At 66.4% G+C, this 16012-nt stretch carries 13 protein-coding genes; 7 read left to right on the top strand and 6 right to left on the bottom strand.

The window, feature by feature from the left end; genetic code table 11:
• Positions 1–351: 351 nt before the first annotated feature.
• Complete coding sequence (gene acnA / locus ACVPT3_RS15395; protein WP_492041724.1) at positions 352–3078, top strand: aconitate hydratase AcnA; 2727 nt, start codon at positions 352–354, stop codon at positions 3076–3078.
• 74 nt (positions 3079–3152) lie between these two features.
• Here the strand turns inward: acnA and ACVPT3_RS15390 are convergent, their stop codons facing one another.
• From ACVPT3_RS15390 to ACVPT3_RS15380, 3 genes are all read right to left on the bottom strand, one after another.
• Positions 3153–3791 (bottom strand): hypothetical protein, encoded by a 639-nt coding sequence (locus ACVPT3_RS15390; protein ID WP_492041723.1) that lies wholly within the window; start codon positions 3789–3791, stop codon positions 3153–3155.
• 152 nt (positions 3792–3943) lie between these two features.
• A complete protein-coding gene (locus ACVPT3_RS15385; RefSeq protein ID WP_492041722.1) occupies positions 3944–4828 on the bottom strand; it encodes a 2-dehydropantoate 2-reductase in 885 nt (294 codons plus the stop codon).
• Positions 4829–4838: 10 nt separating this feature from the next.
• Entirely contained in the window at positions 4839–5738 is a 900-nt protein-coding gene (locus ACVPT3_RS15380; protein WP_492027192.1) for a hydrogen peroxide-inducible genes activator, read from the bottom strand.
• 143 nt (positions 5739–5881) lie between these two features.
• Between ACVPT3_RS15380 and katG the strand changes: the two genes are divergently transcribed.
• The gene (gene katG, locus ACVPT3_RS15375) at positions 5882–8152 is read left to right on the top strand and encodes a catalase/peroxidase HPI (protein WP_492041721.1); all 2271 of its coding nucleotides are present in this window, start codon (positions 5882–5884) and stop codon (positions 8150–8152) included.
• Positions 8153–8221: 69 nt separating this feature from the next.
• Here katG and ACVPT3_RS15370 read toward each other — a convergent pair whose 3' ends face one another.
• The 3 genes from ACVPT3_RS15370 to ACVPT3_RS15360 form a co-directional block, all read right to left on the bottom strand.
• Positions 8222–8995: a glutaminyl-peptide cyclotransferase gene (locus ACVPT3_RS15370; RefSeq protein WP_492041720.1), complete on the bottom strand. Its 774-nt coding sequence runs from the start codon at positions 8993–8995 to the stop codon at positions 8222–8224.
• 4 nt (positions 8996–8999) lie between these two features.
• The gene (locus ACVPT3_RS15365; RefSeq protein WP_492041719.1) at positions 9000–9827 is read right to left on the bottom strand and encodes a TerC family protein; all 828 of its coding nucleotides are present in this window, start codon (positions 9825–9827) and stop codon (positions 9000–9002) included.
• 111 nt (positions 9828–9938) lie between these two features.
• Positions 9939–10814 (bottom strand): endonuclease/exonuclease/phosphatase family protein, encoded by an 876-nt coding sequence (locus tag ACVPT3_RS15360; RefSeq protein ID WP_492041718.1) that lies wholly within the window; start codon positions 10812–10814, stop codon positions 9939–9941.
• Positions 10815–11079: 265 nt separating this feature from the next.
• Between ACVPT3_RS15360 and ACVPT3_RS15355 the strand changes: the two genes are divergently transcribed.
• From ACVPT3_RS15355 to ACVPT3_RS15335, 5 genes are all read left to right on the top strand, one after another.
• On the top strand, positions 11080–11634 hold the full coding sequence (locus ACVPT3_RS15355) for a F0F1 ATP synthase subunit delta (protein ID WP_492041717.1): 555 nt from the start codon (positions 11080–11082) through the stop codon (positions 11632–11634).
• A gap of 75 nt (positions 11635–11709) precedes the next feature.
• Positions 11710–13242: a F0F1 ATP synthase subunit alpha gene (gene atpA, locus ACVPT3_RS15350; protein ID WP_492041716.1), complete on the top strand. Its 1533-nt coding sequence runs from the start codon at positions 11710–11712 to the stop codon at positions 13240–13242.
• 35 nt (positions 13243–13277) lie between these two features.
• The gene (locus tag ACVPT3_RS15345; protein ID WP_492041715.1) at positions 13278–14156 is read left to right on the top strand and encodes a F0F1 ATP synthase subunit gamma; all 879 of its coding nucleotides are present in this window, start codon (positions 13278–13280) and stop codon (positions 14154–14156) included.
• Between the two features lie 37 nt (positions 14157–14193).
• A complete protein-coding gene (gene atpD / locus ACVPT3_RS15340; protein ID WP_492041714.1) occupies positions 14194–15729 on the top strand; it encodes a F0F1 ATP synthase subunit beta in 1536 nt (511 codons plus the stop codon).
• A gap of 2 nt (positions 15730–15731) precedes the next feature.
• On the top strand, positions 15732–16001 hold the full coding sequence (locus ACVPT3_RS15335; RefSeq protein ID WP_492041713.1) for an ATP synthase F1 subunit epsilon: 270 nt from the start codon (positions 15732–15734) through the stop codon (positions 15999–16001).
• Positions 16002–16012 lie beyond the last annotated feature (11 nt).

Genomic DNA, 16012 nt, shown 5'->3' with positions numbered 1-16012 from the left:
TCCGTTCCGGGGAGGGGCGTCGCGCAGCGACGGGGTGGGGGCGGCTCGGCGAGGGCGCACGATGTCTTGGAAACAAGGCGAGCGATGGGTCGCGCAGCCCGCCCCACCCGGCCTCGCTCCGCTCAGCCCCCCTCCCTGGAACGGGGAGGGAGAAAATACGCATTGTTTTGAGAACCTTTCTCAATGTCCGCGTCGAGGGTGTGGACACATGGACGGTGCGCGATGAGCGGACTATAGGCACGATTGCCGCAGCAGGCTTTCGCCGCGCGCGCAGGGGCCCTGTGAGCCGCTGCGTCTGCCGCGCGAAGGCGCAACCGGATTGTCGGGCGGCGCTGACCAGAGGAAGACTCCATGCCGTCGAACGACAGCTTCAAGACCCGCCAGGACCTTTCCGTCGGGCGTAAGAAATACGCCTATTACAGCCTTCCCGCCGCCGAGGAAGCCGGTCTGACCGGGATTTCCCGCCTGCCGCGCTCGATGAAGGTGCTTCTCGAGAACCTGCTGCGCAACGAGGACGGCGTGTCCGTCACCGAAGCCGACCTGAAGGCCGTCGCCGCCTGGGTCGAGAACAAGGGCTCGGTCGAGCACGAGATCGCCTTCCGCCCGGCCCGCGTCCTGATGCAGGACTTCACCGGCGTGCCCGCCGTGGTCGATCTGGCCGCCATGCGCGACGCCATGAGCGCCCTGGGCGCCGACGCCGCCAAGATCAATCCGCTGGTCCCGGTCGATCTGGTCATCGACCACTCGGTCATGGTCGATCACTTCGGCACGGCCAAGGCCTTCGGCCAGAACGTCGAGCGCGAATATGAGCGCAACATCGAGCGCTACAACTTCCTGCGCTGGGGTTCGTCGGCCTTCAACAACTTCCGCGTCGTGCCCCCCGGCACCGGCATCTGCCACCAGGTGAACCTGGAGAACCTGGCCCAGACCGTCTGGACCCTGGACGAAGGCAAGAAGACCGTCGCCTATCCCGACACCGTCGTCGGCACTGACTCGCACACCACCATGATCAACGGCCTGGCCGTTCTGGGTTGGGGCGTCGGCGGCATCGAGGCCGAGGCCGCCATGCTGGGCCAGCCGATCCCGATGCTGATCCCCGAGGTCATCGGCTTCAAACTGACCGGCCGCCTGCCGGAAGGCACGACCGCGACCGACCTGGTGCTGACCGTCACCCAGATGCTGCGCAAGAAGGGCGTGGTCGGCAAGTTCGTGGAATTCTTCGGCGACGCCCTGCCGAACATGACCATCGAGGACCAGGCGACCATCGCCAACATGGCCCCGGAATACGGCGCCACCTGCGGCTTCTTCCCCGTCTCGGCCGCCACCATCGGCTATCTGACCGCCACCGGCCGCGACAAGGCGCGCGTCGCCCTGGTCGAAGCCTACGCCAAGGCGCAAGGCCTGTGGATCGACGAGACCTCGGAAGACCCGGTCTTCACCGACGTTCTGGAACTAGACCTGGCCACCGTCGTGCCGTCGCTGGCTGGACCGAAGCGTCCGCAGGACCGCGTCGAACTGACCACCGCCGCCCCGGCCTTCGAAACCGCCCTGGTCGACGTCTTCGCCCGTCCGACCGACGCCCCGCGCGCGGCCGTCGAGGGTGAGAAGTTCACCGTCGGCGACGGCGACGTGGTCATCGCCGCCATCACTTCCTGCACCAACACCTCCAACCCGTCGGTCCTGATCGCCGCCGGTCTGGTGGCGCGCAAGGCCCATGCGCTGGGCCTGAAGGCCAAGCCCTGGGTCAAGACTTCGCTGGCCCCCGGTTCGCAGGTCGTCACCGACTATCTGACCGACGCCGGCCTGCAGAAGGACCTGGACGCTCTGGGCTTCAACCTGGTCGGCTACGGCTGCACCACCTGCATCGGCAACTCGGGTCCGCTGGATCCGGCGATCTCGAAGGCGATCAACGACAACGCCCTGGTCGCCACCTCGGTCCTGTCGGGCAACCGCAACTTCGAAGGCCGGGTGAACCCGGACGTCCAGGCCAACTATCTGGCCTCGCCGCCGCTGGTCGTGGCCTACGCCATCGCCGGCTCGATGCGGATCGACATCACCAAGGATCCGATCGGTCAGGACAAGAAGGGCAATGACGTCTTCCTGAAGGACATCTGGCCGACCTCGCAGGAGATCGCCGACATCCAGAAGAAGTCGGTCACCCCGGCCATGTTCGCCAAACGCTACAAGGACGTCTTCAAGGGCGACAAGCACTGGCAAGCGATCAAGGTCACGGGCGGCCAGACCTATGAGTGGGACGACGCCTCCACCTATGTCGCCAACCCGCCGTACTTCGAAGGTCTGTCGATGGACCTGACCCCGGTCCAGGACATCGTCGAGGCGCGCGTCCTGGCCATCTTCGGCGACTCGATCACCACCGACCACATTTCTCCGGCCGGTTCGATCAAGAAGACCTCGCCCGCCGGCGTCTATCTGACCCACCACGGCGTCGAGGCGGCCGAGTTCAACAGCTACGGCGCCCGTCGCGGCAACCACGAAGTCATGATGCGCGGCACCTTCGCCAATATCCGCATCAAGAACCGGATCACGCCCGAGATCGAAGGCGGCGTGACGAAGCACTTCCCGTCGGGCGACACCATGTCGATCTACGATGCTGCGATGAGATACCAGTCGGAAGGCCGGCCGCTGGTCGTCTTCGCAGGCAAGGAATACGGCACCGGTTCGTCGCGCGACTGGGCGGCCAAGGGCACGCGCCTGCTGGGCGTCCGCGCCGTCATCGCCGAAAGCTTCGAGCGCATCCACCGTTCGAACCTGGTCGGCATGGGCGTGGTGCCGCTGCAGTTCAAACAGGACGGCTGGCAGAAGCTGGGCCTGACCGGCGAGGAGATCGTCACCATCCGCGGCCTGTCCGACGCCAATGTCGGCAAGCTGCGTCCGCGTCAGGACCTGTGGGTCGAGCTGTTCCGCCCGTCGGACGGCAAGATGGCCCGCTTCCCGGTCCGCTGCCGCATCGATAACCAGACCGAGATGGACTATCTGCTGGCCGGCGGCGTCATGCCCTACGTCCTGCGCAACCTGGCCCGCGGCCCGGAAACCGAAGCGCCGATCGCGGCTGAATAGTCGGTGGTCTGCTGAAGACAAGGAAAGGGCCGGCGGAGCGATCCGCCGGCCCTTTTTCTGAGTGCGGAGTTGAACTACCTGACGGCGGTCGTAACTAAGATTTCAATCTCCGGCACAGCATGTCCAGGCATGTCGCGCATGACGCCGCGCCTTAAGTCGAACTCGGCTCCGATCTCTTGTAATGCCCTTACAAATCGAGCCTGTGGGTCGGTAAGATTCTCAGGGTTTGCTACATTTATCCCTAATCCAGAGGGTGGTGGATTGCTCGGGGCACCCACCATCGGGTTTGAGACGCTCCACCCAGCGCCCTGGAATGCTCCTGAAATATCAGCCACAAGTCCGCGCGCATCACCTGCGGCCATATCAGCAGCTATGGACACCAAAGCCGGTTGGCTAGCGACGGCTGCGCGAATAATTTCTCTTTGTGCAGCATCAAAACGGCGCGGTTGCAGCCGAGCAACTTGAGCCTCAAGATCATCAAGCCTTGCCTTGGCCTCATCAGGCGAAGCTCCGTCTAGCTTTCGTCGATAATCCGCAATCTCGTCATTTCTGAGTGTCAGGCGAGAGTTAAGATCGGCGACTTCCTGCGCTTTCAGAGACCGAATAAGCAGAAAGAGCACCCCCGCAACAACGAATAGGCACAGCACGAAGCTCCAAGGAGCTTGTGCGATCACAGCGCCTTCGGTGCGTAAAGTCTCAATAAGATTTCCCATGACGGAGATATATCAGAGGGTGCCGGCATTCGGTAGCTTGGATTGTGGATGCTAAGCGACGGTCACCCTTTACAGTTTCCGCCAGCGGGCGAGCTTAGGCAGCGCGCTCTTCCGCCGCGTCTTTCGGTTTGAGCTCCGATTCCGACCGCGTCCTACAGCGCCGCCGCGTTCAGCAGCGCCACGATCATGGCGTTGGCTGGGGTCGGCACGCCGTGGCGGGCGCCAAGGCGGACGATGACGCCGTTGCGGGCGTCCAACTCCATGGGACGGCCGGCGGCGCGGTCGGCGTGGAGCGAGTTGATCCCGTCCGGGGCGGCGGCGCGATAGCCGGCGATGACCTGGTCCGGCAGATCGTCGGGCAGGACGGCGCCTTCCGCCCGGCCCACGGCGACGCATTCCGCGACCAGGGCGCGCATCACCGAGGCGGCGCCCTCGTCTTGGGCGATCCCTGAGGGTTTGAGGATCAGGGCGTTGACGGCGCCGGCGCAGTTCAGGGCCAGCTTCTTCCAGGCCTCGGACCGGAAGTCGGGCGTGGTCTCGGCGTGGATCGGCGTATGGGTGAAAAGGGCGGCGAAGGCGGCGCCCGCTTCGCCGTCCGGCGTCTTGATCCAGCCGTCGCGCCTCTGGCGGATCCGTCCCGGCGCCAGGCGTTCTGCCGGTATGTCCACGACGGCGGGGACCAGGCGGTCGGCGGGGACGTGGTCGGCGAAGGGGGGCAGGTGCTCGACCCCGTTGCGGAGAACGGCGACCCGGGTTTCGGGTCCGACGAGAGCGTCCAGCCAAGTCAGGGTCGAGGCGGTGTCATAGGTCTTGGTGGCCACGATCACCCAATCGACGGGCGTCAGACCGTCCGGGCGGGTCGCGACCGTCGGCTTGGCGGCGATCCGCCCGCCTGGGGCTTCGATCTCCAGGTCCGCAAACGGCGTGCGGGCGCAGACCAGGACGTCGAGATCCGCCCGTTGCGCCAGCCAGGCCGCGACCGTGCCGCCGATGGCGCCGGGGCCGATCACGGCGATCCTGAGCTTGGCGTCCGTCATCCTGCGGCCCTCAATCCAGCTTCAGGGCTTCCGCCAGCAGCCGCGCCTCGGCCGCGCGGCTGGAGCCGGAGCGCCAGGCGACGACGATTTCGCGGTGGGGCGGGGCGCCGTCGGCCTGGTTTTCGAAGGCGCGGATGACGACGGAAGGGGTGTCGGCCAGGCCGGCCTGGACCGCCATCTTGGGCAGGAAGGAGACGCCCAGGCCCGAGCCGACCATCTGGATCAGGGTGTGCAGGCTGGTGGCGGCGAAGACGTCGTCGCCGCGCGGGGCCTCGATGTCCAGGGCCGCCAGGGCGTGGTCGCGCAGGCAGTGGCCGTCCTCCAGCAGGATCAGATCCTCGGCCCGCAGCGAACCGGGCCGGATGGGGCCGGGCGCGGCCAGGGCGTGGTCGTGGGGGGCGGCGGCCATGATCTCGTCGTCGCCGATGCGGGCGTGTTCGACGCCCGGCGCCTCATAGGGCAGGGCGATGACGGCGGCGTCGATCTGGCCCGCCTTCAGGGCGGCGATCAGACGGGGCGTCAGGTCCTCGCGGATGAACAGTTTCAGGTTTGGATAGGCCGTCTTCAACGACGGCAGTTTGGCGGGCAGCAGGAAGGGGGCGACGGTCGGGATGACGCCCAGGCGGAACCGGCCCGACAACAGGCGGCCGGCGTTCTTGGCAGCCTCGACCAGATCCTCGGTCCGGGCCAGGACGTCCTCGGCCCGGCGGACGGCCTCGACCCCTACAGCGGTCATGATGACGGCGCCGCGCGCGCGCTCGACCACGGGGGCGCCCAGGATACGTTCCAGCTCCTGAACCCCGGCGCTGAGGGCGGGCTGGCTGACGTGGGCGGCCTCGGCGGCGCGGGAGAAACTGCCGTGTTCGGCGAGGAGCTTCAGGTACTGGAGTTGACGCAGGGTGGGGAGCATTTCGGACGAATAGGGCGGGTCTATACAAAAATCAAAGATAATCGATTGGTCTTATGAAGTTGAGCCGTGCATGAATAGCCACGTCAGCCGAAGGGCTATCGCCAAAACGCCCGCCGCATCGCGCCATCATAGGGAAGACCGCCATGACCACCGAAGCCAAATGCCCGTTCTCAGGCGCGACGACAGAGTCGGTCGCCGGGGGCGGGGTCCAGAACCGCGACTGGTGGCCGGGGCAGCTGCGCACCGACCTGCTGAACCAGCATTCGTCGCGGTCGAACCCGCTGGGCGAGGGGTTCAACTATCGCGAGGCCTTTTCCAAGCTGGACTATGAGGCGCTGAAGAACGACCTGCGCCAGCTGATGACCGACTCGCAGGACTGGTGGCCGGCGGACTTCGGCCATTACGGACCGCAGTTCATCCGCATGGCCTGGCACAGCGCGGGCACCTATCGGGTCGGCGACGGCCGGGGCGGCGGCGGGCGCGGCCAGCAGCGGTTTGCGCCGCTGAACTCGTGGCCGGACAATGTGAATATCGACAAATCGCGCCGCCTGCTGTGGCCGATCAAGCAGAAATACGGTCAGGCCATCTCCTGGGCCGACCTGTTCATCCTGACCGGCAATGTGGCGCTGGAGACGATGGGCTTCCGCACCTTCGGCTTCGCCGGTGGTCGCCAAGACACCTGGGAGCCGGATCAGGACGTCTACTGGGGCCGGGAAAACACCTGGCTGGGCGGGGACGAGCGCTACGCGCGCGGTTCGCACGGCGTGGACAAACCGGCTGACGAGGCCGTTCTGGTCGCGGACGACACCGCCGACGGCGTCCAGCACACGCGCGATCTGGAGAACCCGCTGGCCGCGGTCCAGATGGGCCTGATCTACGTCAACCCGGAAGGTCCGGACGGCAATCCCGACCCGATCGCGGCGGCGCGCGACATTCGCGACACCTTCGCGCGGATGGCGATGAACGACGAGGAGACCGTGGCCCTGATCGCCGGCGGCCACACCTTCGGCAAGACCCACGGCGCCGGCCCGGCCGACCACGTCGGACCCGAGCCCGAGGCCGACGGCCTGGAAGCGCAAGGCCTGGGCTGGACCTCGAGCTTCGGCAGCGGAAAGGCCGGCGACGCCATCACCAGCGGCCTGGAGGTGACCTGGACCCAGACCCCGGCCCAGTGGAGCAACTTCTTCTTCGAGAACCTGTTCGCCTTCGAATGGGAGCTGGAGAAGTCGCCGGCCGGGGCGCACCAGTGGGTGGCCAAGGACGCCGGTTTCGTCATCCCCGACGCCCATGATCCGACCAAGATGCGTCGGCCGACCATGCTGACCACCGACCTGTCGCTGCGGTTCGACCCGGAATACGAGAAGATCTCGCGCCGCTTCCTGAACAATCCGCAGGCCTTCGCTGAAGCTTTTGCTCGCGCCTGGTTCAAGCTGACCCACCGCGATCTGGGGCCGCGCTCGCGCTACGTGGGCCCGGAAGTCCCCAAGGAAGAACTGGTCTGGCAGGATCCCGTGCCGGCCGTCGATCATCCGCTGATCGACGCCGCCGATGCGGCCGCGTTGAAGGCGCAGGTGCTGGCCACGGGTCTGAGCGTTTCGGAACTGGTCGGCGTGGCCTGGGCCTCGGCCTCGACCTTCCGGGGCGGGGACAAGCGGGGCGGCGCCAACGGCGCGCGCATTCGCCTGGCGCCGCAGAAGGATTGGTCGGCCAATCAGCCCGAGCAGTTGGAGCGGGTGCTGAAGACCCTGGAAGGCGTGCAGTTCGCCTTCAACCAGGCCCAGGTCGGCGGCAAGAAGGTGTCGCTGGCGGACCTGATCGTGCTGGCCGGCACCGCGGGTGTCGAACAGGCGGCCAAGGCGGCGGGGCATGAGGTCGTCGTGCCCTTCACGCCGGGCCGGACGGACGCCAGCCAGGCCCAGACGGACGTTGAGTCCTTCAGTTATCTGGAGCCGGTCGCCGACGGCTTCCGCAACTATCAAAAGGCCCGCTACGCCGTTCCCGCCGAATCCCTGCTGATCGACCAGGCCCAGCGTCTGACCCTGACCGCGCCCGAGATGACGGCGCTGATCGGGGGGCTGCGCGCCATCAACATCAATGTGGGCGGTTCGACCCACGGGGTGCTGACGGATCGGCCGGGCGCCCTGACCAACGACGTCTTCGTCAATCTGCTGGACATGGGCGTGAAATGGTCCGCGTCGTCGTCGGCCAAGGACCTGTTTGACGGGCGCGACCGCAAGACCGGCGAACTGCGCTGGACCGGCACGCGCGTCGATCTGGTGTTCGGCTCGAACGCCGTGCTGCGCGCCCTGGCCGAGGTCTACGCCGAGGCGGACGGACAGAAGAAGCTGGTCGACGACTTCGTGGCGGCCTGGGCCCGGGTCATGGAGCTGGACCGGTTCGACCTGCACGGCTGATTTCAGCCGGAGTACAGGCGGCGAGGGGGCGGACGCATGCAGGCGTCCGCCCCCTCGCTGTATTTGGGATCAGCGCAGCCTGATCTCGAACAGCTGCGGCCAGCGCTTGCCGGTGACGAACAGGCGTTTGCCGGCGGCGTCCCAGGCGATGCCGTTCAGGACGTCGTCGTTCGGGTCCAGGCCCGCATTCTGGGGGACCAGGGCGGTCAGGTCGATGAAGGCCTTAACCACCCCCGTCTCCGGGTCGATGCGGGCGATACGGTTGTCTTGCCACAGGTTGGCGAAGACCTCGCCGTCGATCCACTCCAGCTCGTTGATCTGATCCAGCGGCTTGCCGTCGGCGGTGACGGAGACGCGGCCGGTCTCGGCCAGGGTGTCGGGGTCGAGGAAGCGCAACTGGTCGGTGCCGTCGCTCATGATCAGCCGCCGCCCGTCGGTGGTCAGGGCCCAGCCCTCGCCCGGATAGGAGAAGCCGCCCAGGGGCGAGAAGTCGTCCAGCTTCCAGATGAAGCCGATGTGGTTGCGCCAGGTCAGGCTGTAGAGCTTGCCGTTCAGCGTGGTCATGCCCTCGCCGAAATAGACGGTCGGCAGGTCGCGTTGGCGCACCACCTCGCCCGTTTCCAGCCGCACCTGGCGGATGAAGGACGGGTAGAGGCCCGTGCTCTCGTATAGGGCGCCGTCTTGGAAGAAGAGACCCTCGGTGAAGGCCGTCTTGTCGTGCGGATAGGCGCGGACGACTTCATAGGGTTGGACCGGAACCTCGGCCCGGGACGGAAGGACGCCGCCTGTCGCCAGCAGCAGGCCGGAGACGAGGCCGGCGAGGCGTGACGACAGGCGGATCATCGGCTCAGGCCTTCTCGGCGGCGGCTTCCGCCTCGGCCTTCTTGGCGCGGGCCTCGGCCTGGTTGGCCTGGGCGCGAGCCGCCGTGGCCTTTTCCTTCTTCGTGGCGGAGCGACGGCCCAGCATGTTGAGGGCTTCGACCCCGGCCGAGAAGGCCATGGCGGCGTAGATATAGCCCTTGGGCACATGATAGCCGAAGCCGTCGGCGATCAGCACCATGCCGATCATCAGCAGGAAGCCGAGGGCCAGCATGACGACGCTGGGGTTGTCGTTGATGAAGTTGGCCAGGGGATCGGCGGCCAGAAGCATGACGGTGACGGCGACCAGCACCGCGACCACCATGATCGGCAGGTGTTCGGTCATGCCGACTGCGGTCAGGATCGAGTCGATCGAGAAGACCAGGTCCAGCAGGATAATCTGGAAGATCGCCGCGCCGGCGTTGTTGATCATCACATCCTTCTTGTCCATCACGTCGTGGGTCGGCGTGGGATCCACTGTGTGGTGGATCTCCTTGGTGGCCTTCCAGACCAGGAACAGGCCGCCCGCGATCAGGATCAGATCCTTCCACGAGAACTCGTTGCCCAGGACGGTGAGGACCGGCTGAACCAGGCCGACCAGCCAGGCGATGATCGACAACAGGGCCAGGCGCATGACCAGGGCCAGGCCGATGCCGATGCGCCGGACCTTCTGGCGCTGATGCTCGGGCAGTTTGTTCGACAGGATCGAGATGAAGATCAGGTTGTCGATGCCGAGCACGACCTCCATCACGATGAGCGTCACCAGCGCGGCCCAGGCGGCCGGGTCGGAGAGCAGGGGCGTAATGCTGTCGAGCATTTAGGTGTCCTAGGTGGAAAAGCGTCAGCGTTAAGCGCTAGGGCTGCCGCTGGTTCCGATCAAGCGTTCCGGGGCGGCGCAATGGTCGCACCCAGGTGCTTGATCGTGCGATCACCGCCGGTCCGGCGCAACATCGACGACCACGGGGAAATGGTCCGAGATCACCTGGCCGTCGAACGAATCGGTGGGGACGCCGTAGCGTTCGACCGACAGGCCGGGACTGACGAAGACATGGTCGATGGCGATTCCGTCATTGTCCTTGGCGATGTCGAAGTCGTTGTAGGTGCCCGCCGGGCCGAAGACGACGGGGCTGACCGCGCGGGCGTCGCGCAGACCCGAGGCGACGATACGCCGATAGGGGGCGCTGTCGGGGCCAGTGTTGAAATCACCCATCAGGACCACCGACGCGGTCACGCCGTCGATAGAGGCCGGCGCCATGTCAGCGGCCAGTGCGGCGCATTCTTCGCGGGCGATCACGCCGACATGGTCGAAATGAGCATTGCGGACATCCAGCAGGCCGCCGTCGGTCCGGTCGCGCAGGACGACGCGGGTGAGGGTGCGGGGATAGGCGGCGTCCCAGCCCCTGGACGGCCGGTCCGGCGTGGGCGAGCACCAAAGGGTCTGGGTGCTGACGGTCTCGAACCGGGCGCGCCGCCAGAACAGGGTGGTGGTCTCGCCCGTCTGGGCGCCGTCGTCGCGACCGACGCCGTAATGATCATAGGCCGGCGCCTGTTCGGCCAGATAGGCGACCATGTGCGGCAGCGCCTCCTGAACCCCCAGGACGTCGGGATCGAAGAAGGCGATCTGGCGCGCCATGTGCGGGCGACGCTGGGTCCAGTTCGGCCTGTCGTCCGGCGCGTCGTAGCGGATGTTGTAGCTCATCAGCCGGACGGAGCGGGCTGCCTCCGGGGGCTGAGTCTGGGCGGATGCGCCGCCGCAGGCCAGGGCGGCGAACACGACGGTGATCAACAGGGCGTTGGGCTTCATTTCGGGCCTCGACGACAGGAGAGTGGGGCGATGTCCCATGCCGGGATGACCGGGGTGCGACACGGGATGGGACGGGGTGCGGCCTTATCGCCCTTCACGCAATGTTGCGAGCGGCAAAACCCCGTGCTATCAGGCGCCCGGCTTGAAGGGGGCGTATTCACGAATACGGCCTCTATCGTGCTTTCCGTAAGCATTTCAGGCTTTTGACCGTTGCGAGCCTCGCAATTGGTCGCGACCCTGACACAACGACCTCGGACCCTAATCAGTGGCTGATGATTTCAGAACGACGGAAGTCGGCGATCGCTACGCACAGGCGCTGTTTGATCTGGCGCTGGAAACCGGCCGCCTGGACGCCGTCCGTGCTGATCTGGCGTCGCTGAAGGCCGCCTGGATCGAGAGCGCCGACCTGCGCCGGCTGGCGACCTCGCCGGTCATTTCGGCCGAGGATCAGGGCAAGGGTCTGGTCGCCATCGCCGCTCAGGCGAAGTTCGAACAGACGACCGCCAATTTCCTGGGCCTGCTGGCCCAGAACCATCGCGCCAAGGATCTGCCGGGCGTGATCGCCGGGTTCGAGGCGCGCTACGCCAGGCACGCCGGCATCGTCGCCGCGGACGTCGTCTCGGCCCAGCCGCTGGACGCCAAGCAGCTGGCCGCGATCAAGACCGCGCTGAACGCCAGCCTGGGCAAGGCGCCGGAACTGACCACGCGGGTCGATCCGGCTATCCTGGGCGGCCTGAAGATCAAGGTCGGCTCGAAACTGTTCGACGCCTCGCTGAAGACCAAGCTCGACCAGATGAAGTTCGCCCTCAAGCGTGCGTAAGCACGCTCCCGCCAAACGAATGAAGCGCGCCTGATCGGCGCACCCGCATAAAGACTGAAGAACAGAGAGCCCGTCATGGACATCCGCGCCGCTGAAATCTCGGCCATCCTCAAGTCGCAGATCGCCAACTTCGGCGTCGAAGCCGATGTCTCCGACGTCGGCAGCGTGCTGTCGGTCGGCGACGGCATCGCCCGCATCCACGGTCTGGACAATGTCCAGGCCGGCGAAATGGTCGAGTTCACCAAGGCCGGCGTCAAGGGCATGGCCCTGAACCTGGAACGCGACAACGTCGGCGCCGTGATCTTCGGCGCCGACGCCGCCATCGCCGAGGGCGACGACGTGCGCCGCCTGGGCGAGATCGTGGACGTGCCGGTCGGCAAGGGCCTGCTGGGCCGCGTCGTCAACCCGCTGGGCGAGCCGATCGACGGAAAGGGCCCGATCCAGTTCACCGAGCGCCGCCGCGTCGACGTCAAGGCGCCGGGCATCATCCCGCGCAAGTCGGTCCACGAGCCGATGCAGACCGGCCTGAAGGCCATCGACACCCTGATCCCCGTCGGCCGCGGCCAGCGCGAGCTGATCATCGGCGACCGTCAGGTCGGCAAGACCGCCGTCGCCGTCGACGCCATCCTGAACCAGAAGAACGTCAACAAGACCGACGACGAGAGCGCCAAGCTCTATTGCATCTACGTCGCCATCGGCCAGAAGCGTTCGACCGTCGCCCAGATCGTCAAGACTCTCGAAGAGTCGGGCGCGCTGGAATACACCATCGTCGTCGCGGCTACGGCTTCGGAACCGGCCCCGCTGCAGTTCCTGGCGCCCTTCGCCGGCACCGCCATGGGCGAGTTCTTCCGCGACAACGGCATGCACGCCCTGATCGTCTATGACGACCTGTCCAAGCAGGCCGTGGCCTATCGCCAGATGTCCCTGCTGCTGCGCCGCCCGCCCGGCCGTGAAGCCTATCCGGGCGACGTCTTCTACCTGCACAGCCGCCTGCTGGAGCGTTCGGCCAAGCTGAACGCGGACTATGGCTCGGGCTCGATGACCGCCCTGCCGATCATCGAAACCCAGGCCAACGACGTCTCGGCCTATATCCCGACCAACGTGATCTCGATCACCGACGGCCAGATCTTCCTGGAATCCGACCTGTTCTATCAGGGCATCCGCCCGGCCGTGAACGTCGGCATCTCGGTGTCGCGCGTCGGCTCGTCGGCCCAGACCAAGGCGATGAAGAAGGTCGCCGGCACCATCAAGGGCGAGCTGGCCCAGTATCGCGAAATGGCCGCCTTCGCCAAGTTCGGCTCGGACCTGGATGCCTCGACCCAGAAGCTTCTGGCCCGCGGCGCCCGCCTGACCGAGCTGCTGAAGCAGCCGCAGTATTCGCCGCTGGCGATGGAAGAACAGGTCGTCTCGGTCTACGCCGGCACGCGCGGCTATATCGACGGGATCGCCGTGGGCGACGTCGGCCGGTTCGAGAAGGAACTGCTGGCCCGCATCCACGCGAACCACGCCTCGCTGCTGGAAGGCATCCGCACCAAGAAGGACCTGACCGCCGACCTCGAGGCCGAGCTGAAGGACATCCTGGCCGCCTTCGTCAAGACGTTCGCCTGAACCCCGCCGGTTAGTTAGAGGAAGAGCAAAGCCGGATGGCCAGCCTCAAGGAAATGCGCAATCGGATCGGAAGCGTGAAAGCCACGCAGAAGATCACGAAGGCCATGCAGATGGTCGCCGCGGCCAAGCTGAAACGCGCCCAGGACCAGGCCGAGAGCGCCCGGCCCTATGCGCGCAAGATGGCCTCGGTCATCGCCAACCTCGCCGCCGGCGTCTCGGGCGCCGACGCGCCCAAGCTGCTGGCCGGCACGGGTCAGGACCAGCGTCACCTGATCGTGGTGGCGACGGCGGATAAGGGTCTGGCGGGCGGTTTCTCGACCAATGTCATCCGCGCCGCGCGCGAGCGGATCAACAGCCTGATCGCCAGCGGCAAGGACGTGAAGATCATCGCCGTCGGCCGCAAGTCGCGCGATCAGCTGACCCGTCTGTACGGCGAGAAGGTGGTCCACACCTTCGAGCTCAGCGCCCAGAAGACCATCGGCCTGCCCCTGGCCCAGCCGGTCGCCGAAATGATCGCCACGGCGTTCGAGGACGGTCAGGCCGACGTGGTCACGCTGTTCTACAGCCAGTTCAAGTCGGTCATCCAGCAGGTCCCGACCGGCAAGCAGCTGATCCCGGCCGTGGTGGAAGGCGACGCCCAGCCCATCGACCTGAACGGCGCGGTCTATGACTATGAGCCCTCGGAAGAGGAAATCCTCGAGACCCTGCTGCCGCGCAACCTGACGACCCAGATCCTGGCCGCCCTGTACGAGAACCAGGCCGGCTTCTTCGGGTCGCAGATGGCGGCGATGGACAACGCCACGCGCAACGCCGGCGACCTCATCAACGCCCTGACGCTGCAATACAACCGCAAGCGCCAAGCCCAGATCACCACCGAGCTGATCGAGATCATCGCTGGCGCCGAAGCCCTCTGATCTCGACCGAACAGACATTCCGATACGGACCCCAGCCATGACCGACACCGTCGCCAAGAAACCCGCCGCCCGCAAACCCGCCGTCAAGAAGGCGCCCGCCGCCTCGACTGCGCCGGGCTCCGTCGTCGCCACCGGCAAGATCGCCCAGGTCATCGGCGCCGTCGTGGACGTCGAGTTCACCGGCCACCTGCCGGCGATCCTGAACGCCCTGCACACCCAGAACATCGACCAGAAGACGGGCGAGCCCTTCACCCTGGTTCTGGAAGTCGCCCAGCACCTGGGTGAGAACATGGTCCGCACCATCTCGATGGACACGACCGAAGGCCTGACGCGCGGTCAGCCCGTCACCGACACCGGATCCTCGATCCAGGCGCCGGTCGGCCCCGGCACCCTGGGCCGCATCATGAACGTCGTCGGCCAGCCGATCGACGAGCAGGGCCCGATCAAGACCGCCGAATACCGCCCGATCCACAAGGAGGCGCCCTCGTTCGAGGAGCAGTCCACCTCGGCGGAAATCCTGGTCACGGGCATCAAGGTCATCGACCTGATGTGCCCCTACACCAAGGGCGGCAAGATCGGCCTGTTCGGCGGTGCCGGCGTGGGCAAGACCGTGACCATGCAGGAACTGATCAACAATATCGCCAAGGCTTACGGCGGTTATTCGGTCCTGGCCGGCGTGGGCGAGCGCACCCGCGAAGGCAACGACCTGTATCACGAGATGATCGAGTCCAACGTGAACGTGGACCCGGCCAAGAACGGCGGTTCGACCGAGGGCTCCAAGTGCGCCCTGGTTTACGGCCAGATGAACGAACCCCCCGGCGCCCGCGCCCGCGTCGCCCTGACCGGCCTGTCCATCGCCGAGTATTTCCGCGACGAGGAAGGCAAGGACGTGCTGCTGTTCGTCGACAACATCTTCCGCTTCACCCAGGCCGGTTCCGAAGTGTCGGCTCTGCTGGGCCGCATCCCCTCGGCCGTGGGCTATCAGCCGACGCTGGCGACCGAGATGGGCAACCTGCAAGAGCGGATCACCTCGACCAAGAAGGGTTCGATCACCTCGGTCCAGGCCATCTATGTGCCCGCCGACGACCTGACCGACCCGGCGCCCGCCGCCTCCTTCGCCCACCTGGACGCGACCACGGTTCTGAACCGCGACATCGCCGCCCAGGCCATCTTCCCCGCCGTCGACCCGCTGGACTCGACCTCGCGGATCATGGACCCGCTGGTCATCGGCGAGGAGCACTACAACGTGGCCCGTTCGGTCCAGGAAGTGCTGCAGCAGTACAAGGGCCTGAAGGACATCATCGCCATCCTGGGCATGGACGAGCTGTCGGAAGAGGACAAGCTGGTCGTCTCGCGCGCCCGCAAGATCCAGCGCTTCCTGTCGCAGCCCTTCTTCGTGGCCGAACAGTTCACCAACTCGCCCGGGAAGTTCGTCGAGCTGGCCGACACGATCCGCTCGTTCAAGGGCATCGTCGCCGGTGAGTACGACCACCTGCCGGAAGCCGCCTTCTACATGGTCGGCGCCATCGAAGAGGCCGTCGCCAAGGCCGAGAAGATGGCGTCGGAAGCCTGATCATGGCCGGCAAGCTGAACTTCTCCCTCGTCTCGCCGGAACGCGAGGTCTTCTCCGGCCTCGTGGACCAGGTGGACGCGCCGGGCGTCGAGGGCGACTTCGGCGTCCTGCCGGACCACGCCCCCTTCATGACCGCCCTGCGCGAGGGTCTGGTGACCGTCTATGTCGGCGGGACCAGGACCCAGTACGACGTCAAGGGCGGCTTCGCCGACGTCAACGGCGAAGGCCTGACCATCCTGGCCGAACAGGCGACCCAGGTCGTCGCGGCCTGATCCTGTCCAAG

It is taken from the genome of Brevundimonas sp. FV1ps31S, assembly GCF_058681265.1.
This window is presented reverse-complemented; position numbering and strand designations above follow the sequence as displayed.

Bases quoted from the DNA above. Each gene is read 5' to 3' on its own strand.
- acnA (WP_492041724.1), top strand. From the start codon at position 352: ATGCCGTCGAACGACAGCTTCAAGACCCGCCAGGACCTTTCCGTCGGG.
- ACVPT3_RS15390 (WP_492041723.1), bottom strand. From the start codon at position 3,791: ATGGGAAATCTTATTGAGACTTTACGCACCGAAGGCGCTGTGATCGCA.
- ACVPT3_RS15385 (WP_492041722.1), bottom strand. From the start codon at position 4,828: ATGACGGACGCCAAGCTCAGGATCGCCGTGATCGGCCCCGGCGCCATC.
- ACVPT3_RS15380 (WP_492027192.1), bottom strand. From the start codon at position 5,738: ATGCTCCCCACCCTGCGTCAACTCCAGTACCTGAAGCTCCTCGCCGAA.
- katG (WP_492041721.1), top strand. From the start codon at position 5,882: ATGACCACCGAAGCCAAATGCCCGTTCTCAGGCGCGACGACAGAGTCG.
- ACVPT3_RS15370 (WP_492041720.1), bottom strand. From the start codon at position 8,995: ATGATCCGCCTGTCGTCACGCCTCGCCGGCCTCGTCTCCGGCCTGCTG.
- ACVPT3_RS15365 (WP_492041719.1), bottom strand. From the start codon at position 9,827: ATGCTCGACAGCATTACGCCCCTGCTCTCCGACCCGGCCGCCTGGGCC.
- ACVPT3_RS15360 (WP_492041718.1), bottom strand. From the start codon at position 10,814: ATGAAGCCCAACGCCCTGTTGATCACCGTCGTGTTCGCCGCCCTGGCC.
- atpA (WP_492041716.1), top strand. From the start codon at position 11,710: ATGGACATCCGCGCCGCTGAAATCTCGGCCATCCTCAAGTCGCAGATC.
- ACVPT3_RS15345 (WP_492041715.1), top strand. From the start codon at position 13,278: ATGGCCAGCCTCAAGGAAATGCGCAATCGGATCGGAAGCGTGAAAGCC.
- atpD (WP_492041714.1), top strand. From the start codon at position 14,194: ATGACCGACACCGTCGCCAAGAAACCCGCCGCCCGCAAACCCGCCGTC.
- ACVPT3_RS15335 (WP_492041713.1), top strand. From the start codon at position 15,732: ATGGCCGGCAAGCTGAACTTCTCCCTCGTCTCGCCGGAACGCGAGGTC.